The organism is Peribacillus sp. AS_2 (assembly GCF_026891895.1).
GTDB classification, from domain to species: Bacteria; Bacillota; Bacilli; order Bacillales; family DSM-1321; genus Peribacillus; species Peribacillus frigoritolerans.
On sequence record NZ_JAPTGA010000005.1, the window covers coordinates 201,632 to 227,473 of the forward strand.

Below are 25,842 nucleotides of genomic sequence, written 5' to 3' on the forward strand. Positions count from 1 at the left end.
TACATAGCTCAATTAGATGAAGAAGACGATATGTGGGATAGTTCCAATTGGGTTAAGGCAAACCCTTTGACTTGCCGAACGCAAGAAGGAATTAAGCTAATGTTAGATACAGCAGATGAAGCAAGAAGAAATGGTGGAGAGGACTACAGAGACTTCTTTTAACTAAGCGGTTAAATATGTGGGTGCAATTTACAGACAATCAATATATGAATCTTGAACATTGGAAGAATTGTGAGTCAGATAAAACGATTGAAGATTACAAAGGACAAGAAGGTTATGTGGGAATGGATTTATCGAGTGGCGGGGATTTGACCTCATTGTCAATTGTTATCCCTCATAAAGTTGATGGTGTTAAGAAATATTTTGTACATTCGTAATTCATTTATGCCTGAGAAACGTATAGCAGAGCATATCAAAACCGATAATGCACCTTACGATATATGTGTAAGGGATGGATTAATTACTACTACAAGTACTCTAGGTGGAATCAAAACAGACTACAAGTACATCATTGAGTATTTAAAGAAGGTAATTAAGGAATATAACCTAAGAGTTAAATTGATTTGCTATGATCCACACAATGCATCAGCTTTTTTGCATGATTTAAGTGAATTAGGATATCCCGTATTTGAAGTGGGGCAGTCTCATAAGCAGTTAAATGATGCAACGTGTGACTTTAAATTAGAAGTTGAAGCTAAAAATGTACTGTACAACAAGAAGAGTGCATTGCTTTCTTGGTCAGTTGCAAATGCTGAAACAGTTTCTAACTCTTATGGTGAAATCAAAATTGATAAAAACCTACAAAAAAAACGCATTGATCCAGTGGATGCAATCATTGATGCATGGCATCAGGCAATGAAAGTTAAATTTAACTTCTCACAATTTAGGGGCGAAGATGCTCTTAAGAAATTTGGTTGGTGATAACACATCTAACTTAGAAGGGGGTGTTATATTTGGGAATAAAGGACTTTTTTTAATTTATGAAGTTTAAAAATGAAGTAAAACAAAGAGATACATTTGGATTGGATAGTGCAGATTTTCTTAGGTTATTTCTAGGTGATGACATGATAAGTAATGATGACATGTCAGATGTCACTTATAATATATGCCTTAGAATCCTTTCGGAAAGTTTAGCCAAGTAACCATTAAAGATGTATCAAGATACAGATAGCGGTTTAGTAAGTGTAACTGACCATCCAGCATACAAAGTTTTAAGAAAACCTAATCCAACTACTTAACCTAGTTCATTTTGGGCAGCAGTAGAGATGAATCGTAACCAACATGGAAACGCATATGTGTACATTGAACGTAATCCTAATGGAAGTATGAAACATTTATGGGTATTACCTAGTACAGATGTGCAAGTAAGGTTTGGTGAGAAGGGTATATTTGGACAAGTAAATGCAGTAAATGCTGTCTGGTATCACTATTCTGATAAACAAACAGGTAAGCAATACAAATTCAACAGTGATGAAATTCTACATTTTAAAACATCAGTTTCATTTGATGGAATTATGGGATTGTCTATTCGTCAGATGTTAGGAACACAGATTGATAACAGCAAAAGAGCTACTAACTATTTGAACAATTACTACAAAACAGGATTAATAGGAAAAGGCTATTTAACTTATGCAGATAACATGAATATTAGTGAATCTGATGCTCATGCTTTTGCTAATGGGTTACATACCTATGCTGTTGGAGCAGAAAAAGGTGGGAAATTACCTGTAGTTCCTCTGGGTTTTAAACTAGAAACTTTGAACATGAACATGGTCGATTCACAATTTTTACCGATATCAAAGTATACCTCGTTACAAATTTCAGCGGCTTTTGGGATTAAACCTAGTTTCTTAAATGATTATGACAAGGGAAATTATGCAAATGTGGAAACACAGCAACGTGATTTCTATGTCAATACATTATTACCTATTCTAAAGGCTTATGAGGAAGAGATTTCTAACAAGCTTTTATTGGAAAGAGAGATTGATGCAGGATATTAGTTTCAATTCAATCCGAATGCAATACTAAGAGCTGATTATGAGAAACAGGTTGATGGATTGGTTAAGCTTACAGGTGCAGGTATATTCTCCCCTGATGAATCTAGGGATCAACTTGGATTTGCTTCTAGAGGTGGGAATGCAGATCAATTATTTACTAACTCTGCAAATGTAAAAATCAATGATATTGAAAAACCTACTGTAACTACAGAAGCTTCGAAGGGGGGGGGAAAGATTGACGAATAAATTTATGGAAATTAAAAATCAAACAGAAGAATCTGCAGACCTGTATTTTTATGGGGATATTGTATCTTCTGAATGGGGTGCATGGGAATCAACAGACCAGTATCCAGACAATATTAAGAACTTCCTAGACGAAGTTAAAGATAAGCCTAATTTAAATATTTACATAAATTCTGGTGGAGGTAGTGTTTTTGGTGGAATAGCAATCTACAACATGCTTAAACGACATAAAGCACATAAGACTGTTCATGTAGATGGATTAGCGGCTTCCATTGCAAGTGTTTTCGCCATGGCTGGAGATAAGTTAGTTATACCAAGTAATGCTTTTCTTATGATTCATTCCCCTTGGGTTGGAACACAAGGAAACGCAAAAGATTTAAGAAAAATGGCTGATGATCTTGATGTTATGGAACAAGGCATTTTGAATATTTATCAGGAAAATCTAAATGTGGCTATGTTTTAGAAATGTTTCTTCTATAATTTCTTTACATTCTTCAATTTGACCGTCATCTTTTAACCTTTCGAATTCAAGATCATCAACACCTCCAGCTCTTACTAATTCGGTTGCGACTTCATTAGAGAATTTAGATATCAACTCTTCAGGTGATCCTTTTTTGAATCTCATCTTCTTTAGTCGGATTTCTAATATTCCGAGTTTGTATAAACTCCAAATATCATTACCTGGCTTTTTAATTTGATAATCAATAATATCCACAACTTTATTCTTGTCCCCTTTTCGATTCGTTTGCTTTCTTCCATTTTAGTTCCTCCATCATTCTATAATTTCATTTGTTAGTAATTTGACCCTGTGTATAATATTTTCCCTTTTTATACATCAAAATCACCCACCCTCCTAAGTAAATAGTGATCTTATGTTAATCAAAACTTGCTGTTAAAGTAAATATATTCCTTTATTCCTCATAGGTCAATCCCCTGTAATCACGGTGTTTCCGTCACTTTGTATAATTTTATTTACTTCAAGTGTAATTATCGTTCAGTTGCAATGATAATTTTCATTATGAATGGAACTCGTTTTATAAATATTCATTAAAATGTATGAAAATTTATTTTGATCAACAACTTTTTTGATGATTTGTTGATGGAATAATGTCGAACTAAATGAAGCCAACAATATTTGTTGAAATACACCAAAATATTTCTCAAAATAAAAAGCCTCTATTTTTAGAGGCTTAATCTAGATTGGTTATTAGTGAAGTAACTCAGTATAAATACTTAATTGACCTTTTGACATCTTTATACTTTTCCCTCAACTCTACTACATCTTTACCACGCAATATGTGTTTCCCCATTTTAATTATGTATTCCCATAAGATATTCTTCCCTTTTGGATCTCCGTCTAAGTATTCTGAGACACTTAATTTGTATGCAGCCAGACCAGTTTTATCATTAGTGTGCAACTCTTTACTGATTCCATACTTTCTGTTGGGCAATTCATTCGTATCTAAGTCAATTCCTGCAAACACTGGAGGTTGTCCATCCATATAACGAGGGAACATTATCGCCAAATCATACACTTTCTCATCTATCTCTACCCATGAATGACAGTAACTTGTATGAAAAGAATCGTCATCTACATCACCTATTAATAATTCACAATCGACACCTTGTTCTCGTAAAAGAATGAACATTGCAACAGAATAGAAATGACAGCCTCCCTGCATTGGTTTCTTTACCATAAAATCCAACATTGCATTATAAGTTTTCTTAATTTTGTCAGCGTTTGGATTTGAAATTTCAATTTCTCCAATTGCGATTTTAGTTTTAGTTGCAACATGGTCAAATGATTTATTTCGTAAGCGTTCTTTTATTGAAATGCCCATTTAAAATACTCCCCTTTAAATTTAATCTTAGTTTATTATACTCCAATTTCTCTTTATTAAGAGTTACTGATTTTCATATACAAAGTCTTCAAATGTGGTTAGACCGGACAATACATCGTCTAATTGATAAGATATTTCTGTAGTGCGCTCTTCATATCCAGCCTCAAAACCCTCTTCATAAATTTCATCATAAAGAATGTCTCTTGCTTCATCTAATGTATATGACTCCTCCATATCTTCATACTCGGGATCTACAGCATCTGTGTATCTGTCTCCACTACTCCCACCGCTTGAAGAACACGCAGTTAGTAAAATTGATAATCCTAACGCAGCTAAACTTTGTACATGAAAAACAACTCCTATTTAGTTTTTATATAATTCTTAATAATATCACAATTGATTAAGTATTAGGTTATAACTGTATTGTGAACACAACTTTAATAAAACCATAAATTTCCCACTATAAAAGTTTGTTTTTGCTAATCTAACTTTATTTTTCCTCAATTATAATTATCACCATATTTTAATACCGTGTTAAAATATTAGACAGAGTAGATAACGAGTTTGAGAGTCATAGGAGGCTCTTAAGCTATGAAAGGCAGCGTAAAAAAAAATCAAAATACAAAGAAGTGGGATCTGGTATTTGACGCTGGTAATGACCCCATGTCTGGAAAACGTAGACAAATTAAAAGAAGAGGCTTTCTTACTAAACAAGAAGCATTAGATGCAATGACACTATTAAAATCAGAAGTTCTACAGGATGAGTTTACCGACTTGTCTAACTTAAGTTTAGAACGTTTTATGGACGAGTGGTTTATTGAGCGCAAAATACAATTACAATCAAGTACTTATGAGACTCATCGTATTTACTTTAGAACGGTTATAAAACCTCGACTTGGCCACTTTAAAGTCCAAAAATTAAGTCCTTTGTTAGTACAAAACTTTATTAATGAATTGGTTCAGGAAGGTAATTATTCTGAGTACACTATCCATCTAATATTTCGTATTTTAAGTTCAGCAATGAAGAAGGCAACTACAATAAAATTAGTAAGGGATAATCCTACTATTGGAATTACACTCCCTAAGATAAAGCGGAAAGAGATTAATGTTTGGACAAGTGAACAAATTAATCATTTTATAGCCGCATCAAAGCAGACTAAACGATTAACAAGGTGTTTTCCTGGATTTCTTATTGGCTTTTTTTGCGGATGCAGGGAAGGTGAGATTCTTGGCTTGAGATTTAAAGATCTTGATCTTGATAATGGCGTTATCTATATCCGTCAAACGTTGACTCAAAAAGCTGAAATAAAAACAGGTGCAAAGAATAAATCCAGCATTCGTTCTATCAGCATTCCGCAGAACCTGATTCCAGTATTGATAGCACATCGAAAAATAATTCGTGAAGAAAAGCGGAAACAGAGCGGAAAGAGGGGGGCGTACTGGATTCCTTATTTCTGGTCTAGATGGAGTGGCGATTCATAATAACATACTTATTGACATTACACTTGAAAATGCAACTGGAAGCACAAGAAGTTCTATGAGCTTATCCAGTTCTACAAAAAAAAGGTCGTGTTTACAATAACAGGGTACGAGGTGTGTATCAAAAGTATGGGATAGAAGTTACTGCTTCATGTAGTAACATTCAGACATTCAATAATGATTTAGTTGGACTGACGAGAGCAATATTGAATAATGCAGTGGGTGGATTTGAAGGTACATACATGTATAGTGCAAATGGAACACGTTATAAATTAACTGTTACAGATGCAGGTGCTCCATTATTTACAGCAGGATAATGATTGTTGAACTAAGCCTTAATGGGCTTTTACAGACATGGGGTATCCGTTAAAATGAAAATAAACTAAAGGGGTTTAAAAAATGATTGAAGTCTTAGTTGATCATTCCTACCAAGATGATTATCATAGTATTGCTAAAATAAATGTAAAATTAGATGATGTTAACGAAAATAAAAGGGTTTCTAAACTTCTCGCTGAAAAGAATAACTTTGGCGGGGAAATTTTCATCTCAGGTGGGGATGTAAAAGGATTTTTAAGTAATGCCTTAAACATTGATCAAAAATATATTGACATTGACATCGAAGAAATTGATCTGTATTAAAACTATTGGAACAAACTGTGCGGTAATGAAAATTGAATAAGTAACAAAAATTAAGCCTCTCTTATTAAAGAGAGACTTTTTATGCTTTGAAAGAAGTTTTACGTTACTCGATGATAAACAATTTGAATAGATTTAGGGTTTGTTTGTAAAGAGAATAATAATGGTGATTAAAGTGATTGTATGTAGTAAAATTTTAATTAGTTCACAATAAATGGTGATTACAAACTTTTCATGAAAAAGGTGGCCAATATATTGATAGAATTACTTAACAAATTTTATTGTAATGAATGTGAAAGTGGTTGGAATTATGGTTTAGATGTAAAGGGAATAAAAGAAATGAGTCTCGAAAAAAACCTTTTTAATCAGAATATAAAATGCGAATCTTGCGGAAATGAGTTTTTGTATTTTCAAGGTTTGATTAATAAGCTGGTGGAAGATGATCATTTTGGTACATGGGAATTTATTTATGATACCCAGTATTTTGGAAGCACTAATATCGTGGTGGGAAAAGAACACAAAATAACATTACCTAAACAAGTTTTAATAACTAAAGTAATGTTAACTTGCCAAGATGGTTTTTGTTCTGTCGCCCCTAATTTTCATTCACAAATTGAATCAGATTCTTTCGGTATAGTATCATCTGAGACAGATGACGAAGGTGAAATGGTTAAAAAATTCGGAGAAAATCTAAGTGTTAATTGGATGGTGTATGGGAAAAGTGGAAATAAACCTATTGAAACATGGGTTCATCTATTAACTCAAGTCAAAGAACAAATAGTACATGGACAATATAATATTGCTGTTTTATGTTCAGAAATGATGTTCGAAAGTTTTCTTGACAGCACATTAAATAAATTACTAATCTCCAAAGGACTCTCCGATGGTGCTTCCTATGTAATTCTAGAAAGATTGGGGAATATCCAATCTAAAGCGCATGAATTACTGAAAGAGTTAAATGGCGTAGGTCTTCAAGGTGAAGGTAAAGGTACAAATCCTATAAATACACAATGGACAAAACTAGTGAAACTTCGTAATAAGATTGCTCACGGTGATAATGTGGATCTAGATAAAGAGAAGGCAAAATGGGCGTTAAGGACATCACTTGATGCTATATTTTTCATCTATAACAGCTGTCCATTGTATAAATAATAGTGATTACAACTCTAGGTTTACAAAATTTGTAATCACTATTGCAGTCCGTATTAAAATATTTATAAAAGAACATATTCTTATGTTGGATTTTCGGATTAAACCGTGCGGTATTCATAACTGAATAACTGAGTACAGACGATACAATGAAATAACAAAATGATAAGATTTTAACAACTATCAATTTAAAAAGTCCTCTTTTGGAAGAGGACTTAATTAGAGTTGTTCTTTTTTTGTTCCAATACTGTAATTTGACAAGACTTCAATGATACAGAAAGTCTTTTAAGGGATGAATCGACCCAAGATTTTAATTCATGGGACATAAAACGTATCTTTGTTTCAGCATGAGATGTATTATTGCGGTCGAAGCTTTCAATTGATATATCATCCATCAAATAAATTCCATTTATATCAAATTCTATCCTGGGCGTAAAAATATGTTTATTCGTATTAATTAGATCATCAAGATATCTAAAGTGTTCATGCCCTTTGATGTTTTCAATAACTAATTTTAAATCCGGGAATTCAGTTAACTGTTTATTAATTTTTTTGTAATAAACATCATTTGGGGATAAGTTTATTATTTCAGCATTAATTACTTGAGCGAAGACGTCATATTGTGAATGTAAAGCCTGCATCATTGCAATTAACTCTGCATCAATAATTTCCATTAGGGGGAACATCCTATCCCAGTAAGCAGAGATAGATTCAGCATCAAAATTCCTTAATAAGTTATGTTTTAAGGTTTCGATTAACGGATCATCTAGACAATTATTCAACCTCTTTTGATGATATATTGCTCTTCTTCTAAGTGTTATTAATGCTTCAAGGTGCGGCATGCTTTTATCTGTTATATAATGAGTTCCTATTTCCCTGAGTGGTGGCATTGGAAATGGTTCATCGGGTGTAACAAGTAACTTAAAACTGTTTTTCATTTATTTACCCTCACTTTTTATTTATTTTATATTATATTATTTTTAAAAATGAGAATACACAAAAAAATCATTCACGTAATGTTTTAGTAGGAACAAACTGTGCGGTTGTGGAAAACATAATGAAACAAATAAAATTTAGAGACCCTCTTTAATAAAAAAAGGTATAATTTGTTAGGGAGGGGAAAATGATGAAAGATAGATTGAATGAATTAGAATTAAAACTTGAAAATCTTCAGAATATGGTGCAATTAGTAGATGAATATTCTAGGCACATGACGTCGCAAATATGGTCTATGCTAGGAGTACTAATTGCTGTATTGGGAGGAGCGGCTTATTTTTTAATAAAAAATATAGTTAACGACAGAGTTAATAAAGAAATTGATAAGCGTCTTTTAAGTTTAATAAAGAGTAATCCACCTTTATTCAATACATCAGGTTCGTCAATACCTGATAAGGATAATAAAATTTATCTCAATTCGAATATTCCAGGTATTAAACACCTTATTCCTGAACGAGTATTAATCTTTGAGGTGACGACTGAAGAGGAGGAGGTGTTATCGGTTTCACGGACTTACATTCCTATTCTACGAATGAGAATGGGAATGTAGAAATAGAAATACTAAATTATCAATCAAGAAATGGCAAAGTGCATTGGAAGATTTTATGGCCAAGGATTGAATACACAAATTAATAATCTTAAATAGTCGTCCTCATAAAGGGCGGCTTTTTATTATGCAACGAAAGGGGGGGAAGGGGATTTTGGAAACAGAAATATTCAACATGCTATTAAAAGAAGGTGGATTCGCAGCCTTATTTGTATGGATGTTGTACTCAACAATGAAAACTAATAAAGAACGAGAAGCAAATTATCAAGCTGTCATTGAAAAGAATCAAGACGTAATTGAAGCACAAGCTCAAGCATTCTCAACACTGGCTCAAGATGTAAATGAAATTAAACAAATCATCGTTCAAGATAATAAGAATTAATAACTAACTAAGGAGGAATTTAAAATTGAATGAATTCGTTATTTCAAGTGGACACGCTAAAGTAGTACCTGGAGCAAGTGGGTATCTAGATGAAGTTAATGAAGCTAGGAAGGTAGTACCGAAAGTTGCTAAATATCTAAAAGAATTAGATTGTAAAGTACATACATTTAATGATGATACATCAAAAACTCAACGCGATAATATCAATACCATAGTAAAATACCACAATAGTAAAAGTCGAGATTTAGATGTATCTGTACATTTCAATGCTGGTACAAAGGAAACTGGAGGCACAGAGGTTCTTTATTATGGCGACGGTAATAAAGCATTGGCTGCGAAAGTATCAAAAGCAATTGCAGATGCACTTGGAATTAAAGATAGAGGAGCAAAAAAACGGACTGATCTGGGATTCCTAAAAGGTACAGCTAAACCAGCTATCCTAATTGAAGTATGCTTTGTCGATACTAAAACTAATGCTGATTCTTACAAAAAGAACTTTGATAAATGTTGTAAAGCAATAGCTGAAACGTTATCAGGTAAAAAGTTGAAAGAACAAGCTAAACCAGTTGAAAAGAAAAGTGTTTTACATAAGGTTCAAGTAGGTGCTTTCTCTGATGAGAAGAATGCAAATAAATTAGCTGCAGAATTGAAGAAAAAAGGATATTCAGTGAATATTGTAAAAGGATAGAATTATAGCCCTTCTTAAAATTGAGAGGGGCTGTTTTTATTTCCTTTAAATGTCATTTTATTGATCCTTCACTTAAAGGACTCCCTTTATAACCTTCTCGTTTAATCGTATATTTACAAAGTATATGCTCATGTCCAGTGAGGTCTAATGTAATATTTTCCTCTAAAATTTTATAACCTTGCCTCTCCATTTCTACTCGATGCTCTCTTCTTTCTGCCTTTGTCTCGTACTCAAAAGTCAGGATTTCTTCAATAAGTTTCATCACTATCTCTCCTTTAAAATTCCTTTTATTAATCCTCAAACTCAAAATCATATTTAACATGTGGATTTTCTTGATACGTTACACCATATACCTCCACTTGTTTATCACTGTTCCAATTTTTTAATTCTTTTATTTTTTTCGTAATATTATAGTGTAGAGTTTCTTTATCTATAATCATAGAATTTATTGGCGTTCTTCCATCTACAACCATAATTACAGCTTTCCCATCAATGGAGTAAACATCTACATAGACTTTAATCATTCACCAACCTCCTCCCATAAAAGAATTGTTTTATCACCTTTCACTCATTCGATACCCTGCAGCTTCAGCATCTTCTTCCGTACAGAACCACTCTTCCGCATCTGTTACATCATAGAATTTTCCATCTGGAGTATGATAAATTTTCTCTCCGTTATATGTTGTTTCATTACCTTTGATTTGAGGATCGCTACAATCGCCGGATGAGGCCGATTTAGTTTGGGTGAAAATAATGATTATAGTAGCAGTAACATAGATTATTAGGAATGCTTTAACATACTTATTCATTAAGTAAACACCCACTCTATATAATTATTTGTTTGCTTTATTAGCCTTCTGATATTCTTGTATCATCTTAGCAAAGGGACTAATAAAACCCCAGCTATTTGGCAACCCATACTCCGACAATAAATTAAAAGTATACCTTTTTCGCCCTTCATTATTTTTTAGACTCTTAAACGACTCTGTTTCTTTTATCTTATCTAACATAAACTCCGCTACTTTTTGATGTTCTTCATTTCTGAATAAACGCTTATTGATTACATTTCCATGTGTTCGATTATAGCCGCCAAATTCAACTGATGCATTATATGCACTTATTCCATTACGCTCTAACTCGTCTATCGATGAAAATAATAATGATGTACTTCCAAAAGGAATCAAACTAATGCTGAATTTATCCCCTATAAGATAATCAGTGTATATTTCAGGAAGATTAAATTCAACGGTATCTCTATACCTAGCCACATTTTCTGCTGGATTTGTAACAAAGTGGTTGTAAGCTCTATTGAACACTGCTACTGATTTTCCAACATAATAAATATCTTTTGTACTATTATGGATGATATAAATACCAGAGAAATTTTCAATCCCCTTACTGTCTCTTATATGTTTATTTCCAAGCTCAATCAACTCTTTTGGAGTAAATTTTTTCATTTTCTCCCTTAGAGTATCTAAATCTTTTCTCACGATTCCTTTATTTTCCTTTAGTTTAACCGTTTCTATTTTTTGGCGAACATAATGTGGCGGTAGTTTGATAATAGCATCATAATCTTTTCCATACTGACCAACTAAAACTTGCTTGATCCAATTAAGTTCATCTTCTGTTAACTTAGATTCAGAATCATTTTTAATCAAAACATCTCTTATCCAATTTATTTCGCCTTCTGTAAACATACAATCACCCTTTGAGATTTTTTAATTACTTTCTACTGTTTTTCTTATTCCCTGAATTACCGCTAATCAAATTTTTAACCAGTATTGTCAAAGGCTCTCCTATCGCTTCCTTAAAATTAAATCCTAACGCTTGAAGTATATTAAATGTTTCTTTAGACAATAAAGGTTGCAGTAAATTTATAAGTTCCAATGTATTCATCTGACCTTCTTTTGAAGTAGAGTCTGTATTGGCACTATTTAAGAAAGCTTCTAAAATAGGTAATAATTCTTTAGAAATATAATCAATATCTTCACTTGAAATTTTCTTAGTTATCAATTCATCTTCTAATGCATTCGAAATTCTAATTAATTCACTTTTTTCATTAATTAATTCATTGATAATTTGTTCTAATTCTTGAATGGTTTTATCTTTATCTCTATTTGCTTTTGCTGCTCCGACTTTCTGAAAGACAACACTTGCCGTGTTGGCATTTACCAATGTTTTTAGTGCTCCTGTTATGGCTACTAATTCTATCAATTAAATCTCCCCTTTATAAAATTATATTTGTACAAATTTGCTTACAACTTTTCCTAAGGCTAAAACCAACATACTCCTTAACTTTTCATTTAAACTAATCTCCTCAAGATGTAGTTATAATAACCTACTATCTTTAAATAATTTAACAGTTATGGATTGTTTTGTGAATTATTTTATTTTTTTAGCTTCAATGATCCACCATTAGTTTGAATTACATTTTTAACAGGAAGAGGCTTAATTTGTAGTGTTGATTCACCTGACCTACTTTCAATAAAGTCAGAAATGGAAGGGGATTGATAAATTTCAAGCTTTGTACTTTTTACTGCATATCGAGTAGGGGTAATAATTAGGATAGATGGAAAAACCTTTTTATCAGGTTTTTGCCAAGGTTCATCTTTCCAATCGCCTGTGTCATAATAATTTTCATAAAGGTCAATTTTCTTTTGCATGACTTCTTTTGTATAAACATTACGTTGAACTTCAATAAATATGGGATTAAACCAAATAGCAAAGATGTCCGGTTCTATTGTTCCTTTGTCACCATATTTAGGCTCAATCATGAGGTTTTTAGTTTCTCTGTGTGCTTTCATTTCAATAACGGTATCTACAAGTTCAAGGAAGTGGGGGATTTTAGTTGAGTCTGGTTTAATTTTACAGTCAACGGTGAAGTAAACGTATGGAGAGTGATGAGTACTGCATTTGATAAAGTTATCCCTTGTTAAACGCTTTAAAACGCTATTACATGAATTTATAGGATTCTTAAGATGCTTAAAATGTAATTCAACTATCTGGTTTCTTGACATCATTCTGAATTGTCTCAAGTCATTAATAATTGCTTTATCCCTTTGGTTCACTATCGAACACCTCATCTAATGAAAATTCATTTACCTTTCGATCTGCGACATCTTCAAGCTCTGGTTTTTCTTGTTTCACTTTTAATGGATCAAGTAACCCTTTAGCTGTTTTCTTATCCATGTAAGGTACTTGAATCACTTTTTCTTTACCTTGAGTTGAAAGTATCATTCTACCCGCAGTATCTAAATCAACTGATTGCTTCAATCCACTTATTTTTGCATTCGTTTCATCTGACTGTTTACCTGATATTCTAAAGGTAAGGTTATTCTTCAATTGTCCACCCAAAGATTTAGCATCACCAGGTTGCATTGACAACATCAGATAAACTCCATTAGAACGCCCTATACAAGATATACTTTCAATTATCTTCATTATTTTTGGTTTATCCTTGAGCAATATAACCTCATCAATACACACCACAATTGTAGGAGGCTTATCTTCTAATTCATAAATACTTTTAACGTCCATCGCATCAAGTAATTTACCTCTTCGAACCATTTCTTTTTCAATTATTTGAAGAGGAGGGAGGAGTGACTTAGCATCCATATAAACACCCATTACATGCGGTAATCGTTTGTATATACCAAACTCCGAATACTTCAAATCACCAAGTAAGAATTGTACTTCATCTGGTGTCTTATGCAGAATCAATGAAGTCAATATCCCCCTAATCAAAGATGATTTTCCACTGCCAGTAGTCCCTGTGAGCAACATAAGATGTTCTTCTAACATGTCATTTACATTCATCTTTCCTGACCTATCTACACCACACATAATAGGGATTATTTTATCCTTAAAATAAGGTTGAATCTTTTCAAAATCATAGGCAATATTAGTTTTCATATCTTTTGAATAACACCTCAATATGAACTTCTTAACTTTACCATCTATTTCAATGTTATTTCCAAAGCACTGTTTGAATACCCATTCTTGTTTCAAAACTAAATCTGGATTAGCACCGTCAGGTAAAGTGAATGTAAATCGAACAGCTTTATTTTCCTCATCAATATGGACTTCGTGAATCTTAGGATAGCGTGTATACGTCTTTGATTGCGTAGTCGTTTGTTTATGAATTCCACCAAGCTTAAATGCCCTCATTAACGAACCACGCTGCTTCATCTTTGCTCTCCATAGTTTCATCGTAGGAACGCACCACTAACAGTAATCATTAGTTTCCATATAAATCCGAATGCAACACAAGGTATAGCAATATTAAATCCTGTGTGAAGTGCTTCAGCTACGTCATAATTTCCTTGATGTTCAAAAAACTTTTCTAAGAGGGCAACCGATACAAGTCCAACACCCATAAGGCAAATTGTGGGGTCTAATAAAATAAGTGGATTGACTGAATATAGGTTAATATTCGGACTAGTTTTCCTTTTTACCTTCTTTTTATCTTTAAAACTTCGATCCATAAATGAATGCAACTCTATAGTATGCTTTCTTCTCATAAGAATAATTCCTCCTTTTAAATTTCAGTCAATTACGAATTAAATTAAACCCCCTCGCGCTCCCCCTTAATCCCTCACTCCGTTCACTCTTAACAAATTCCTTAGTTTCAGTTATACCAACGGATTAAACTTGTTTTTTATTGGTAATGATAATAAGTAAAAACAAAGTAACTGATCAGTCGATAATTAGTTGATTTATTTCAAATAATCAGTAGGTGATTTAATAAAGGAATCGTATCTTTTTTGGTAAATGATATGTAGAAAGTTCGTAGATGTTGCTTGTACCTACGAGAAAGGGGAAATTTATTTACAATGGTAGAATATATCGTGTTTTTTGGACTAGTAATATCAGGGTTTGTTTTTCTTGGCTTGGACATTAGAAGAATCAAAGGGATACAAGTTCAACAGAATATACCTCCATATTTTGAGGAATTAAATAAGTGTGAAAGCCCAATTGAGAAGAGGGTATTGAAGGCTTTATGGATGAGGGATCACAAAGCTACAGCACAGTATCCAATGAGTCCATATAGGCTTGATTTAGCACTTCCAGATTATCGCATAGCTATTGAATGTGACGGTAAAACATATCATTCATCACCTAAACAAAAAGCACACGACAGAAAAAGGGATAAATACCTGAGATCAAAAGGGTGGATAACGCTGCGATTTAGTGGTAAGGATATCAATGGAAATATGAGTAAGGTGATTAACCGAATTGAATCTGAAATACAAAAGAAGCACTTTATAACTTGAGAGTTAATTACCATATCGGAGGATAAACATGCTTAATATAGAAGGTTAAAAGTAGTTGATACAGTAGAATATACCTATATAGAAGGAACTGGTATAGCTAAGGAAGAGGGAAGTTATGAAGATTGGTTTTGAGGATATTGTGGGAGTAGAGATAATTGATAAGCAAAACATTATAATGGTAAAATTGTACTAAAACTGTAATGGGGGATTAATATGCCAAGAGTAACGGTTAATATAGGACAAAAGGTTTTTGCAGTTATAGATAATCATGCGATTGAATGTGTCATAAATAAATTTCACAATGATGTTAATTGGCTGGTGTATCGAACCGATTATTTTACGAAATTAAGAGTAACATACGGTAAAGATGTATTCTTGTCTAGGAATAAAGCTGAAAAACATATTGATAGTCAAATAAGACGTAATAAAATGTTAATAAACTCTAATCTTGAAAATAAGTTGATTGAGAGAGTACCATATTGTGATTCGTGTAACGTATCGTTTGATGAATTTGGTCGTTGTAAGTGTAGCTAATAATAATTCATGAAAAGCCGAAGAAGAAAAAAGATCATTGTTGTACATGAAATAAATACTTCCTGTAAACTTCTTATTTTCTATAATTTTACTTGTTACTATTTTCATAGAAAATTTGACGCGAAGTGAATAGAACTTTTTTTAATTGGGGATTCTTGTGATATTAAAGATTGTCCGTGGAGGGTTTTTAATGACAAAACGTAAAGTAAGAAAAGTTAAACCTAAAGAAAAACAAGCTAATAATAAGGAAGGAATGATTGAATACGTCAATAAAAACGGTGAGTTAATTAAATCGAAGCATAGTGACTTTGACGAAATTGCATATTATGAAACCTACGTAAATGGAAAAGGTAAATCAGTTACTCGAAAAGTTATCCAAACTGAAGAATTCACATACATAGAAGGAATTGGAATAGCTACGGAAGAAGGAGAATTAAACTTAGAGAAGCTGATAAAAACATTGTTACAGGAAAAATATCTTCGGCATCTTTAAGAAGGGAAATTTTTCTCTTCTTTTAAGAACAAATGTTCTATAATGGATTTATAGAATGAATGGAGATGTTCTTATGTCTATAAAAGATCGTGGAAAGCTTAAATGGCAACCAGCTTTGATGCTGCCTGAATACGTTAAATTGTTAAATGATGTAAATAGGGATTATTATCGACAAGTAAAGCCAATATTAGATGAATACCAGTTGGAGGAGTTTGAGAACAAAATACACACAGCTATGGAGTTTGCTTCAACAGTAAAGTTTATCGTTTGGGAAGATGGTTTTGATTGGGAGTATGTTGGGATGATACATAAGCTAGATCAGTTTACAAAGGTGATTCATTTGGAGTTGGAAAAAGAGAGGGGACATATTATTAGGGTGAAGTTTGAGGATCTTGTAGCGGTAGAGGTAAGGGAGTGAAAAAATGACTAAAGCAAAACCTAAAAGAAAACTGTGGATTAAAAGTAGAACATTTCTTAATTAATTTACAGTAGATGAATACTTGAGAAAAGAAGTGAAGTTAATCTTAGCTAAATATACAAAATGAATACAAAAACCACCAGTCATTTACGAATGGTGGTTTTCTTCTTTTACATGAGTAATTATATCCTCGATTTCACATTGTAAAAGGTCACAAATATCATCAAGTACCTTCATCGAAACATTTTCATCTTTTCCTATTTTGGCAAGTGTAGAAGAAGAAATTTTAAGTTGTTTTTGTAAATCAACTTTATTCATTTTTCGTTTGTGCAGTGTTGCCATCAAGGGCGCATAACTAAACATTTGATCACTCCTTTAGATATGTGATTTATTGCTTTAGTTTAGTGTACCATAGCTTTTAAAAAAGATGAAATTTCTTCCGGACTGGTGTTGACAACCATAATTGGTAAATGTTATATTAACTTTAAAAAAGCGAAGCTATAATTCGAGTTAACAGATAAAAGATTCGATATAACAAAACAAAGGGAGCGGTTAAGGGATGACAAATCAGACAGTAGCAGTAGAAGGTAAAGAAATGGTAAGAGAAACTTTCGGAGTATTCACAAACTTGGGCATCGAACTTAACTTTAACCAAAATTCGGACAACCAAAAACAAGCACTAATTGAAGCGTTATATAAACTTGAAGGAATCTCTACTATTGAAATGAAAATTACATTAAACGATGGAACAGTTATTGAGCCTAACATAAACAATTGGAATCACAAATGCGAAAATATCTCAGTTTTCGATGAAGCAGATGACTACATGGATTACAGTTCAATGTTTTTATAAAACCTTGCGATCTCGTAACATTTAAAAGTAGGCAAAAAAATGAAAAGTTATGACTCCATTCTAAAGAGTGGGGTTTTTATAATTTACAGAGAGAAAGGTAAGGGAGGGATAAATTCGGATACTTCTATGGCGTTCTTGTGAAGACATTCGAAGTGAATTATTTAGAGAAGATAACTGATTTGGGGTTTAGCTTGGCGGATTAACATATATAGAAGAAACTAGGTCAATACTTTATTACAAGAAAAAAACTACTAACTGTAAGTTAGTAGTATGATCAAATTTAGAGTAAATAATAGAGGGTTGAGAGTTTGAATTTTAGTTTGAAAATTGGTCACAGATTTGACTGAAACCTTTGTTATAAAGCAATAATTATATGATTTATTGGTCACAATTTATGGTCACATACATTTAAAAGAATCAACTTTTATTTATGATTTTTTCGATTAGTATTTGCAAATCATCCGGCTTATGAAACTCAATCGGCGAAACGCCTTTATCGAACTCTATTGTATTGGATTCTATCATCAATACATACTTCCCATTAATTTTCCCTAAATGGATGCTTTCGCCAAAATCGGCTAATAGTCCTTTGATGGATGTACTGCCTAGTTTCATTCGCAGTTCGGCTTCAGGTGTATGCTCGACAATCTGGGCAGTGGCTTCGACGACCTGATGGGTTTCAAGGCGTTCCTGGATTTCTCGTTTTTCACTCGTTTCCCAGATTTCCAGGTCTTGCTCAAATTTCTGCAGTTCGTCACTGTTATCTTCGAATTGAGCGGATACATGTTCATGAACCATGTGTATGACCTGGTTTTTCATGATTTCCGGCATCGATTCGCCATATTCTACGAACTTCAAAAAGTCCTCGAAGTAGCGGGCATGTGAGGCCTGGTGGATTTTCAACTCGGATTCTTCGACCATTCCTTCTTCGGGCATGTATGGAAAAGGGTATATGAGCCTTTGATACAACTAGTATTAGGTTGCGATGGTCACAAAATTGGTCACAATTGAAGTATTTTATCAAGTTCAATTGCTACACTTTGCTGCATATTTTGCGAAACGTGACTGTAAATATCAAGTGTCGTTGAAATATCAGCATGACCTAATCTTTCACTAATTAGCTTTACGTTTACATTTTGCTGAATTAGAAGAGATACATGTGAATGCCTAGATGAGTGAAATTTTATTCGAGGTAATCCATTTTTATCGGTTAAATTGTAAAACTCTTTCCTGAAATTTCGTGGAATCATCGGCGTTCCATGTTGTGTGCAAATTATTAAATCATTATCTTCATACTTCTCACCTAGTAAGAGTTTTTCTTCAATAATCATTTGTCGGTGACATATAAGTTCGGGTATTAATTTTGCAGGAATACTAACTGACCGAACACTAGAATTATTCTTTGCTCCTGTTTTAATTTCAGCCTTTTGAGTTAAAGTTTGACGTATATATATAGTGTTAGTATCAAAGTCTATATCTTTCCATCTAAGTCCCATTATTTCGCCTTCACGGCATCCACATAGGAAACCGATAAGGAAACCTACAAAGCAACGTGTCAATCGTTTAGTCTGTTTAGAGGCTGCTATAAAATAATTAATCTGTTCAAGAGACCATATTTCAATTTCCTTCTTTCTAATTTTAGGTAATGTAATGCCTATGGAAGGATTCGTCTTGATCAGTCTAATAATAGTTGCCTTTTTTAATGCTGCACTTAAGACACGGAATATAAGGTGAATTGTGTATTCAGAATAATGGTTCTCCTTCACTAAATCATTTACAAATCTTTGAAGATTCATTGGAGTTATTTTTTGTAATTTAAAATGACCTAAGCGAGGCTTTATGACAGTTCTAAAATAAATATATTGAGTTTCATAAGTGCTCGCCTGTAATTGGATTTTACGTTCCTGAAACCATTCAATCATAAACTTTTCTAAGCTTAATGAAGATAAATCAGTAAATTCATCTTGAATAATTTCAGATTTAACTAGTGTCATAGCATCTAAAGCTTTTTGTCTAGATAAAAAACCTCTGCGGCGAATCTGCTTTCGTTTGCCTGTCAAAGGGTCTATTCCACCATTGAAGACAAAATCCCATTTTCCTGTTTGTTTATTTTTAGTTATACTTCCTTTCACAGTAAGAACAACCTCCTTAAAAGCTGCTCATTAAACCTGAAAAGATTTCCTAGGTATATTTTAACATGATTATTTTTAAGCGGACAGAGATTGAACAAAAACATAAACAAAGGGTTAAAAGATATAAAACTTTATGTACGAATATACGTTCGTTATAATAAAATAAATAAAGAGATGGCAAATGAGTTTGGCGGCTCTACCATCTCTTATTAAGAACATCGCAGAAGAATTAAACTTCTACAAGAAACATGGTAGCAAATCTACTTCTTCTGTGTCAAGGGAGATAGACTTATAATGAAATTAATGTCAATTTTAAGTGGTAAAGGATTTGTAATGTACAACAAAGATTTAGCTCATTCTGTATCAGTAAATGGTGCCATTATATTTGGACAGTTGTGTTCAAGTTATGAAAGTTTCGGCAGTAAAGGCATGTTAACTATAAGAGAGGACAAAGAATTCTTCTTTTTAACTAGTGAAACTTTAGAGAAAGAAACTTCTTTGACATACAAACAGCAACTTAAAGCTGCTAAAGAATTAGAAGTCGCCGGTTACATAGCAACAAAAGTAATGGGTGTTCCTTCAAAAAAATATTTTCACATCACAGATAAGATTGTAGAGGAATTACTATTGGAGAGTAATCCTAAGTCTGAAAAAAGGGAAGACCTGAACATACCACCAAATCAAAAGCCTGAAAGACAAAAAGTAAATCCCAGCTATGACAAAAGGGAAAACCTAGCCTTGACTAAAGGGACCGGCAAGCCTTTACAAAAGGGCTCAAGTATTAAAAAGAAAAATAAAAAAGAACAATATAAAGATAGAAAAGATTATATTGTTAACAAGGAAACAGTTAACAATGATGAAATAATTTATAGATTAACTAATGAATATCGAATCAAGGGACTTAGTAAAGAAGTCTGTGTACGAGTAGTTGAAGAAGCAAGACAAAAGAAGGATATAGAAAACTTTGGAGCTTACCTTAGAACATGTTTCGAGAATACTTTATTTAGAAGTAAAGTGAAACATGGAGCGATTGATCCTCATGAAAATTTTAAAGAAAGACTGAAAGATTCAGATGTTCCCCTTTTTAATTGGTTAGAAGATGACAATAATGACATCTAGAAGCCTTAAACACCTTTATGAAGATATTTCACATAATAATTTATCTAATATTCACAAAGTTAAAAAAATGGCTTATGTAAGAAGTGGAGCAACCTTTAATCTACCCACCATTTAATGAATGGGAATATGAAAACAAGCTAGTAATAGATTTATAATTGAAATTACTTGAAAATTTAAAAAGAACAAAAAATTCACTTTGTTGCTCATCATGGCCACCGTATGAGCATTTTATAATTTATTTAATAATATTTATTAAATCAAAATAAAAATTCCATACGGACTAAATACGAGCTTCTGGTGGCTATCTAGATTGCACCCTACTACCGTATTTCGTATTTATATTTAATATCTAATTGTGATGCGTTTCTTAACTAAATTTAAGTGATTCCCTAAAAGACTAACATGAGCCTTGTAACGTATAGCTGTGGCTGTATTATTGCCTGGTGGAGTTCTGTTTTTCCTGGTTCTGGACTTTGGCAATCACTTTCTCTTATGGGTAAACTTTGTTTCAATTACTTGAATCTCAACTTATCATAAAGAAAGTAAATATAAATAAAAAAATATGGTATATTTATCCTAAGTTAGTTCGGAGAATGGGAGTTGATTATATTGTCAATAAGTGATGAAAAAGAATCATTTTTTGAAGATATGTATGCGAATTATCCAGAGAAATTTAATCCAGATTGGGAGATTTATGCTAAGCAGGAATGGTTAGGAACTAATTTAAGATGCGATGTTATCTATAAAAGTAAATCGGATTGTACACTCCACTTGGTGGAAATTAAAAGAAACTTTGCTGATTTTCCAAATATAGCTCAGGTAATGGAATATTATGCGGAACTAGATTCGAAAAATATAAATATTGATAAGGTGTATATTTTAGCACAAGGTTTTAGTGAAGAATTAAGAGTGGCTATGGAGTACTGTAACATAAGTCCTTTACAAATAGATATTGAAACTATAGATAAAATAAAGGAAATGACGGTTGAAGAGATTGAAGGTATATATGCAGTATCTTTAGAAGGAATTAGCCATATGCAGGGTGAATTTCCTGAATTACCAGAAGGTATTTCTGAAGAAATAAAATTAAAATTTGAATCATATAAGAAGAATTTAATTTCAAAACCACAGTCACATTTTTTTGAAATATGGGAGTTCAAATTCCCAAGAAAAGGACAACGACCTAATTATATATTATCTATTAAGCATAACGGAGAATTGTTTCTTGATAATCATTTATACGAGTTTATGCAAGGTAAATCAAGATCTATTGATGAGTCTACAAGAAATTCAGCTTGGGAGTTTTATAAGAAAAATTGTATGGATAAACCATATAAAAATTTAATTATAAGGTCTTATGATCCAATTAGGTCGACGAAAAATTTAGTAGATACTAAAAGGAAAATAGACAATTTTTTAAGGGAAGATGTAAATCCAAATATTCATTAATTTTGTTTAAAGTCATTATAAGGAGTAAAGGATGAATAACTTTCAGAGGGAAAATGCAATTAGTAATGCTCACGTAGGTAGAGACTTTGAAGAAGTGGCATTAAACTTTTTTAAAATAGATGATATTATCCTCATTAAAGGGGTTAGTATTCCAGTTGGGGCAAAAACAATAAAGAAAAATCATGTTTTTGATTTAGGAAGCGCACCAACAGATTCAGAGAAAATAATAGTAGAATGCAAGTCCCACAAATGGACTTCAGGTGGTAATGTTCCAAGTGCAAAATTAACAGTTTGGAATGAAGCAATGTATTATTTCTTTTTAGCACCGAGTTATTTTAGAAAGATCTTTTTCATATTAAGAGATTACAATGAAAAAAGGCGTGAGTCATTAGGAGAATACTATATTAGAACCTATAAGCATTTAATTCCTGAAGGTGTAGAGATAATGGAATATGACAATGAATCTAACTTAGTAAGACCATTAAAGATATGACTTGGTGATGTGGATAATTTTGGGGATTTATTTACTTAAAGAAGTTTTTCTTATTAAAGTAAAGGCATTAAAATGAACGTAAATATATATTATGAGTTGAAAGTCATTTTAGTGGTTGTATAGGGGATAGTTATGTTTAATCAACAGTTAGAAACAACATTTCGATTATATCAATCTGAAAATAGCAAATATAAGTCATCGTTCTTTGATTTAATTGATGGTGACAGGGAAACGAAGCAAACAAAAGGCTTAGCATATTTATTAAATATGTCTCCGGAGTTACTCGATGAATTTCTAACAATTGATAAAATTCATTCGAAAATAACTAAGGTATTAACGGGCAGTCAATATAAATTATTTAAAGAAAGTGATTTTGTAAAGATTGATGCAGAAATGATTAGTGATGGAATTGAAAAAATTAGAAGGGATATTACCCTAACGTTCTATTATAAAAGTTTAAAAGTATTTATTCTAATTATTGAAGCAAAAAATATAAAGTTTATAAACGAAAGTAATATTGAAGAGCAACTTCAAAAATATGTTGATCCTAAGTTTTTTCCAAATGATAAAAATGTTCCTAAAATTGCTATTACCTTGACAAGGTATAAACAATCTTTTTTGACCAATAAGTTCCTTTCTATAACTTGGACAGATATTATTCAAGCCTTGTATAATATTTTAAGATTAAAATTGGAGTCTACAAAGTCTTTATTATTAAAGGACTATTATAACTTTATAACAGGAGTAGACAAGCGAATGAATTATTATGAAAAAGAAATTCTATCCGTTCCTGCGGGTAAAACATTTGAAGAAATCAACAAGCATCATATTCATGCTTGTCCTAATACACCTCCATATAATTATCGGGATCCACTCTTTATTGCTTTTCGGCAAAAAGGAGGGGGTGTGATGGATAAATTATATAAAATTGATGACATCTTTGTTCTTTCCCCCGAAAACACTTCAGTATTAAAAGTAATAGAGGAAACCGATCTCTCATACAAAGAGAGATTGTTGGCTTATATAGCGGATAGAAAGATAGGTCATGGCTTTAAGAAGAATGATATGTATAGATTTTATGTTTTATCGGAGGCGGAACATATATCTTTGCACCATCACCCTCATCCCCAAGTTAATAACTCTGGTGGATGGTATTATACGTTAACTGAAATGTTGAGTGGTCGCCAAACAGTATACACAGATTCAAAGTAAAAGAGAATTCTTCAAAAAAAGTGTTAAATGGTTTTTGTTCCAAAGGATACAGTGAGAAACTCATACACATGTTCATAATGGGCAAAAGAAAATAATTAAGAAATTGTAGCTTTACTTGAATACCAATAGTTCCGGCCACATCAATGTGGCTTTTTTTAATTTCCAAATAGAATAAAATTCTCATTTTATAAAGAAAGTTTTCCCGATTGATTTACATTTTTCTTTCTCCAGATACAAATGTATTGAGTGAAAAATACATTATCGGAGGAATAGAAATGGAAAATAAAATTTATGTAAGTAATGTCATTACGACGGATGTTATTAAAAAGTTGGAACCAGGAAAGAATTATCTAATTGGTAGTGAAATGGGTAGTGGTAAGAACTTTTGGGAAAGAAAAGTTCTTTTACCATATACGGTAAATAATAATCAAAGAGTTTTACTCTTAACTCATCGTACCCAATCATTAAAACAGCAAGAAAACTATCTTGAAGACTACCGACAAGAACGTGAGAGACAATTCCAAGGTGGAATGTTTGATTTAATGTCATATCAAGCTTTTGAAAAGTTTCTGCATCGAAACGATCAGATGCTTAGCACCTATCATTATATTGTTCTTGATGAAGCACATTGTCTTGTCGGTGATAGTGCTTTTAATGCAAGAACAGAATTAATTTTTAATTACCTCAATCAAAATGATAAAGCAGTTAAAATCCTTATGACCGGCACTTATGATGGTCTTTACTACTTACCTTGGGAAAATAAGTTAGAAGTCCTTAAAGAAGCAGACTACTATAACAATAATATAAAAGACTTGTTCCGATATGAACAAGATGAAACAGTTTTATCAGTTGTCCAAAATGAAGTTGAAAAAGGAAATAAGGTTCTTGTGTTTCATAAATCAAAGGAAACCATGTCAGATTTCAATATTGGTAACAGCAAAACCTTGCATTCTGGCAATCGTGAAAATTCATTGGAATTCAAGCAGATTGCTACGACACAGAAATTCGAATGTGATGTATTAAATACAACGAGACTTATGACTGAAGCTACTGAAATTAAAGATGATTCAGTTGAAACAATTGTTATTAATGGAATCAGTGATATTGATACATTCGTTCAAGCTCCTGCTAGGGCCCGAGTGGGAGAAGTAAACGTGTATTACAAACGAATCTCTAAAAGATCGATTGCAGCCAGACTCCGGAATCTCGAAAAGCAACTTGATTACTATGATAAATTCAAAGAACTTGGAGAGGTTAAATTTGTTGAAGAATATGGAATTGACGTAATTGGTAAACAAATGAAAGCATTCTATCTTGATACTGTAATGGACCCAGTTAGCCACCAAAAGTATACAAGATTACGAATTCATAATTGTGGGTTAGCATTTTTAAGGTACCAATACGATATGTATGAGTTTATGAATCAATTAGGATTTGAAGCATTCTTTGAGAAGTATTTTCCTAACATTCAATATGTTGATTTAGAGCAACTTAAGAGAGAAGACTTCATTCAATTGGATATTGTCGAAAATTATGTCGATAAAAAAGTCTTCAAAGACCAGCAGGAAGAGTTAGTTAATATGATTTGTCAGAAGTATGGATTAAGAGGAAAGAACGGCTCAACAAAAATTGGTATGAAAACTATTAATTCATTCTTTGAAGAAAACAACATTCGTTTTATCATTTCAAATAAGAAAGAAAGTAAAGGTGAACATAGAAATAAAATGTATTGGATAATCAACAAAATCAATTGATCCAAATTTGTTACTTTTCTTATTTAAATAGAACAATAACAAATTTGGAACATTCTAAGGCGGAATAGAGATAAGGCCTTCTTACTTTTTTATTTTGAAGTCAGAAAAAAGATAAAATTAATATATTTTTACAGAAAATGTTGATTGTTCGTAT

Annotated in this window: 34 protein-coding genes and 2 pseudogenes; 21 read left to right on the top strand and 15 right to left on the bottom strand. The window is 32.3% G+C overall.

The annotated features are described in order from the left end of the window. The first annotated feature begins 176 nt into the window (after positions 1–176). The 5 genes and pseudogenes from OTG27_RS11145 (at position 177) to OTG27_RS11165 (ending at position 2,703) form a co-directional block, all read left to right on the top strand. Positions 177–377: a hypothetical protein gene (locus OTG27_RS11145; RefSeq protein ID WP_268936927.1), complete on the top strand. Its 201-nt coding sequence runs from the start codon at positions 177–179 to the stop codon at positions 375–377. Next, positions 364–921, top strand: coding sequence for a terminase TerL endonuclease subunit (locus OTG27_RS11150; protein WP_268936928.1), 558 nt, complete (start codon positions 364–366; stop codon positions 919–921). The genes OTG27_RS11145 and OTG27_RS11150 overlap by 14 nt, the downstream gene beginning before the upstream one ends. Before the next feature lie 332 nt (positions 922–1,253). Next, positions 1,254–2,000, top strand: a pseudogene (locus OTG27_RS11155) (phage portal protein); the annotation flags it as partial. Between the two features lie 57 nt (positions 2,001–2,057). After that, positions 2,058–2,243 carry a hypothetical protein gene (locus OTG27_RS11160; RefSeq protein ID WP_268936929.1) on the top strand — a complete coding sequence of 62 codons (186 nt, stop codon included), beginning with the start codon at positions 2,058–2,060 and terminating at the stop codon, positions 2,241–2,243. After that, positions 2,233–2,703, top strand: coding sequence for a head maturation protease, ClpP-related (locus tag OTG27_RS11165; RefSeq protein WP_268936930.1), 471 nt, complete (start codon positions 2,233–2,235; stop codon positions 2,701–2,703). Before OTG27_RS11160 ends, OTG27_RS11165 begins: the two co-directional genes overlap by 11 nt. Here the strand turns inward: OTG27_RS11165 and OTG27_RS11170 are convergent. The 3 genes from OTG27_RS11170 to OTG27_RS11180 form a co-directional block, all read right to left on the bottom strand. After that, positions 2,683–2,955 (bottom strand): hypothetical protein, encoded by a 273-nt coding sequence (locus OTG27_RS11170; RefSeq protein ID WP_268936931.1) that lies wholly within the window; start codon positions 2,953–2,955, stop codon positions 2,683–2,685. The two genes, OTG27_RS11165 and OTG27_RS11170, sit on opposite strands and share 21 nt — an antisense overlap. A gap of 505 nt (positions 2,956–3,460) precedes the next feature. Then, positions 3,461–4,081 (bottom strand): lasso peptide biosynthesis protein, encoded by a 621-nt coding sequence (locus OTG27_RS11175; RefSeq protein ID WP_268936932.1) that lies wholly within the window; start codon positions 4,079–4,081, stop codon positions 3,461–3,463. A 63-nt stretch (positions 4,082–4,144) separates the two neighbouring features. Continuing rightward, positions 4,145–4,315, bottom strand: coding sequence for a hypothetical protein (locus OTG27_RS11180; protein ID WP_268936933.1), 171 nt, complete (start codon positions 4,313–4,315; stop codon positions 4,145–4,147). A 357-nt stretch (positions 4,316–4,672) separates the two neighbouring features. Between OTG27_RS11180 and OTG27_RS11185 the strand changes: the two genes are divergently transcribed. From OTG27_RS11185 to OTG27_RS11195, 3 genes are all read left to right on the top strand, one after another. Further along, positions 4,673–5,563 carry a site-specific integrase gene (locus tag OTG27_RS11185; RefSeq protein ID WP_268936934.1) on the top strand — a complete coding sequence of 297 codons (891 nt, stop codon included), beginning with the start codon at positions 4,673–4,675 and terminating at the stop codon, positions 5,561–5,563. Positions 5,564–5,959: 396 nt separating this feature from the next. Further along, on the top strand, positions 5,960–6,199 hold the full coding sequence (locus OTG27_RS11190) for a hypothetical protein (protein WP_268936935.1): 240 nt from the start codon (positions 5,960–5,962) through the stop codon (positions 6,197–6,199). A gap of 252 nt (positions 6,200–6,451) precedes the next feature. Continuing rightward, positions 6,452–7,348 (top strand): hypothetical protein, encoded by an 897-nt coding sequence (locus tag OTG27_RS11195; RefSeq protein ID WP_268936936.1) that lies wholly within the window; start codon positions 6,452–6,454, stop codon positions 7,346–7,348. A gap of 212 nt (positions 7,349–7,560) precedes the next feature. Here OTG27_RS11195 and OTG27_RS11200 read toward each other — a convergent pair whose 3' ends face one another. Continuing rightward, positions 7,561–8,283 carry a hypothetical protein gene (locus OTG27_RS11200; protein ID WP_268936937.1) on the bottom strand — a complete coding sequence of 241 codons (723 nt, stop codon included), beginning with the start codon at positions 8,281–8,283 and terminating at the stop codon, positions 7,561–7,563. Positions 8,284–8,471: 188 nt separating this feature from the next. On the opposite strand from OTG27_RS11200, the gene OTG27_RS11205 reads away from it, so the two are divergent. The 3 genes from OTG27_RS11205 (at position 8,472) to OTG27_RS11215 (ending at position 9,958) form a co-directional block, all read left to right on the top strand. Then, entirely contained in the window at positions 8,472–8,891 is a 420-nt protein-coding gene (locus OTG27_RS11205) for a hypothetical protein (protein ID WP_268936938.1), read from the top strand. 151 nt (positions 8,892–9,042) lie between these two features. Then, positions 9,043–9,270 (top strand): BhlA/UviB family holin-like peptide, encoded by a 228-nt coding sequence (locus OTG27_RS11210; RefSeq protein ID WP_268936939.1) that lies wholly within the window; start codon positions 9,043–9,045, stop codon positions 9,268–9,270. Positions 9,271–9,295: 25 nt separating this feature from the next. After that, on the top strand, positions 9,296–9,958 hold the full coding sequence (locus tag OTG27_RS11215) for an N-acetylmuramoyl-L-alanine amidase (protein ID WP_268936940.1): 663 nt from the start codon (positions 9,296–9,298) through the stop codon (positions 9,956–9,958). A 52-nt stretch (positions 9,959–10,010) separates the two neighbouring features. Here OTG27_RS11215 and OTG27_RS11220 read toward each other — a convergent pair whose 3' ends face one another. The 8 genes from OTG27_RS11220 to OTG27_RS11255 form a co-directional block, all read right to left on the bottom strand. Then, complete coding sequence (locus tag OTG27_RS11220) at positions 10,011–10,220, bottom strand: hypothetical protein (RefSeq protein ID WP_268936941.1); 210 nt, start codon at positions 10,218–10,220, stop codon at positions 10,011–10,013. Between the two features lie 28 nt (positions 10,221–10,248). Beyond that, entirely contained in the window at positions 10,249–10,482 is a 234-nt protein-coding gene (locus OTG27_RS11225; RefSeq protein WP_268936942.1) for a hypothetical protein, read from the bottom strand. A 33-nt stretch (positions 10,483–10,515) separates the two neighbouring features. Next, complete coding sequence (locus OTG27_RS11230; protein ID WP_268936943.1) at positions 10,516–10,767, bottom strand: sunset domain-containing protein; 252 nt, start codon at positions 10,765–10,767, stop codon at positions 10,516–10,518. A 24-nt stretch (positions 10,768–10,791) separates the two neighbouring features. Continuing rightward, positions 10,792–11,655, bottom strand: coding sequence for a GIY-YIG nuclease family protein (locus OTG27_RS11235; RefSeq protein ID WP_268936944.1), 864 nt, complete (start codon positions 11,653–11,655; stop codon positions 10,792–10,794). A 25-nt stretch (positions 11,656–11,680) separates the two neighbouring features. Next, a complete protein-coding gene (locus OTG27_RS11240; protein ID WP_268936945.1) occupies positions 11,681–12,172 on the bottom strand; it encodes a hypothetical protein in 492 nt (163 codons plus the stop codon). A gap of 173 nt (positions 12,173–12,345) precedes the next feature. After that, entirely contained in the window at positions 12,346–13,026 is a 681-nt protein-coding gene (locus OTG27_RS11245) for a replication-relaxation family protein (protein WP_268936946.1), read from the bottom strand. Then, on the bottom strand, positions 13,010–14,146 hold the full coding sequence (locus OTG27_RS11250; protein WP_268936947.1) for an FtsK/SpoIIIE domain-containing protein: 1,137 nt from the start codon (positions 14,144–14,146) through the stop codon (positions 13,010–13,012). Before OTG27_RS11250 ends, OTG27_RS11245 begins: the two co-directional genes overlap by 17 nt. 17 nt (positions 14,147–14,163) lie before the next feature. After that, positions 14,164–14,478, bottom strand: coding sequence for a hypothetical protein (locus OTG27_RS11255; protein WP_268936948.1), 315 nt, complete (start codon positions 14,476–14,478; stop codon positions 14,164–14,166). Between the two features lie 312 nt (positions 14,479–14,790). Here OTG27_RS11255 and OTG27_RS11260 point away from each other — a divergent pair, with 312 nt between their 5' ends. From OTG27_RS11260 to OTG27_RS11275, 4 genes are all read left to right on the top strand, one after another. Further along, entirely contained in the window at positions 14,791–15,231 is a 441-nt protein-coding gene (locus OTG27_RS11260) for an endonuclease domain-containing protein (protein WP_268936949.1), read from the top strand. A 213-nt stretch (positions 15,232–15,444) separates the two neighbouring features. Next, a complete protein-coding gene (locus tag OTG27_RS11265; RefSeq protein WP_268936950.1) occupies positions 15,445–15,765 on the top strand; it encodes a hypothetical protein in 321 nt (106 codons plus the stop codon). Positions 15,766–15,955: 190 nt separating this feature from the next. Next, positions 15,956–16,258 carry a hypothetical protein gene (locus OTG27_RS11270; RefSeq protein ID WP_268936951.1) on the top strand — a complete coding sequence of 101 codons (303 nt, stop codon included), beginning with the start codon at positions 15,956–15,958 and terminating at the stop codon, positions 16,256–16,258. Between the two features lie 73 nt (positions 16,259–16,331). Continuing rightward, positions 16,332–16,676, top strand: coding sequence for a YolD-like family protein (locus OTG27_RS11275; RefSeq protein ID WP_268936952.1), 345 nt, complete (start codon positions 16,332–16,334; stop codon positions 16,674–16,676). A gap of 147 nt (positions 16,677–16,823) precedes the next feature. Here the strand turns inward: OTG27_RS11275 and OTG27_RS11280 are convergent, their stop codons facing one another. Further along, complete coding sequence (locus OTG27_RS11280) at positions 16,824–17,039, bottom strand: helix-turn-helix domain-containing protein (RefSeq protein ID WP_268936953.1); 216 nt, start codon at positions 17,037–17,039, stop codon at positions 16,824–16,826. Between the two features lie 196 nt (positions 17,040–17,235). Between OTG27_RS11280 and OTG27_RS11285 the strand changes: the two genes are divergently transcribed. Beyond that, on the top strand, positions 17,236–17,529 hold the full coding sequence (locus OTG27_RS11285; RefSeq protein ID WP_268936954.1) for a hypothetical protein: 294 nt from the start codon (positions 17,236–17,238) through the stop codon (positions 17,527–17,529). A gap of 417 nt (positions 17,530–17,946) precedes the next feature. On the opposite strand, the pseudogene OTG27_RS11290 reads toward OTG27_RS11285, so the two are convergent. After that, positions 17,947–18,474: pseudogene (locus tag OTG27_RS11290) on the bottom strand (DUF3898 domain-containing protein); the annotation flags it as partial. A 56-nt stretch (positions 18,475–18,530) separates the two neighbouring features. Beyond that, a complete protein-coding gene (locus tag OTG27_RS11295; RefSeq protein WP_268936955.1) occupies positions 18,531–19,661 on the bottom strand; it encodes a site-specific integrase in 1,131 nt (376 codons plus the stop codon). A 294-nt stretch (positions 19,662–19,955) separates the two neighbouring features. Here OTG27_RS11295 and OTG27_RS11300 point away from each other — a divergent pair, with 294 nt between their 5' ends. The 5 genes from OTG27_RS11300 to OTG27_RS11320 all read left to right on the top strand — a co-directional run bounded on the left by OTG27_RS11300 (position 19,956) and on the right by OTG27_RS11320 (position 25,688). Next, on the top strand, positions 19,956–20,780 hold the full coding sequence (locus OTG27_RS11300) for a hypothetical protein (RefSeq protein WP_268936956.1): 825 nt from the start codon (positions 19,956–19,958) through the stop codon (positions 20,778–20,780). A 609-nt stretch (positions 20,781–21,389) separates the two neighbouring features. After that, a complete protein-coding gene (locus tag OTG27_RS11305) occupies positions 21,390–22,229 on the top strand; it encodes a hypothetical protein (protein WP_268936957.1) in 840 nt (279 codons plus the stop codon). A 31-nt stretch (positions 22,230–22,260) separates the two neighbouring features. After that, positions 22,261–22,722 (top strand): hypothetical protein, encoded by a 462-nt coding sequence (locus OTG27_RS11310; RefSeq protein WP_268936958.1) that lies wholly within the window; start codon positions 22,261–22,263, stop codon positions 22,720–22,722. A gap of 132 nt (positions 22,723–22,854) precedes the next feature. Then, on the top strand, positions 22,855–23,934 hold the full coding sequence (locus tag OTG27_RS11315; protein ID WP_268936959.1) for a hypothetical protein: 1,080 nt from the start codon (positions 22,855–22,857) through the stop codon (positions 23,932–23,934). Between the two features lie 275 nt (positions 23,935–24,209). Further along, positions 24,210–25,688 (top strand): DEAD/DEAH box helicase family protein, encoded by a 1,479-nt coding sequence (locus OTG27_RS11320; protein WP_268936960.1) that lies wholly within the window; start codon positions 24,210–24,212, stop codon positions 25,686–25,688. Positions 25,689–25,842 lie beyond the last annotated feature (154 nt).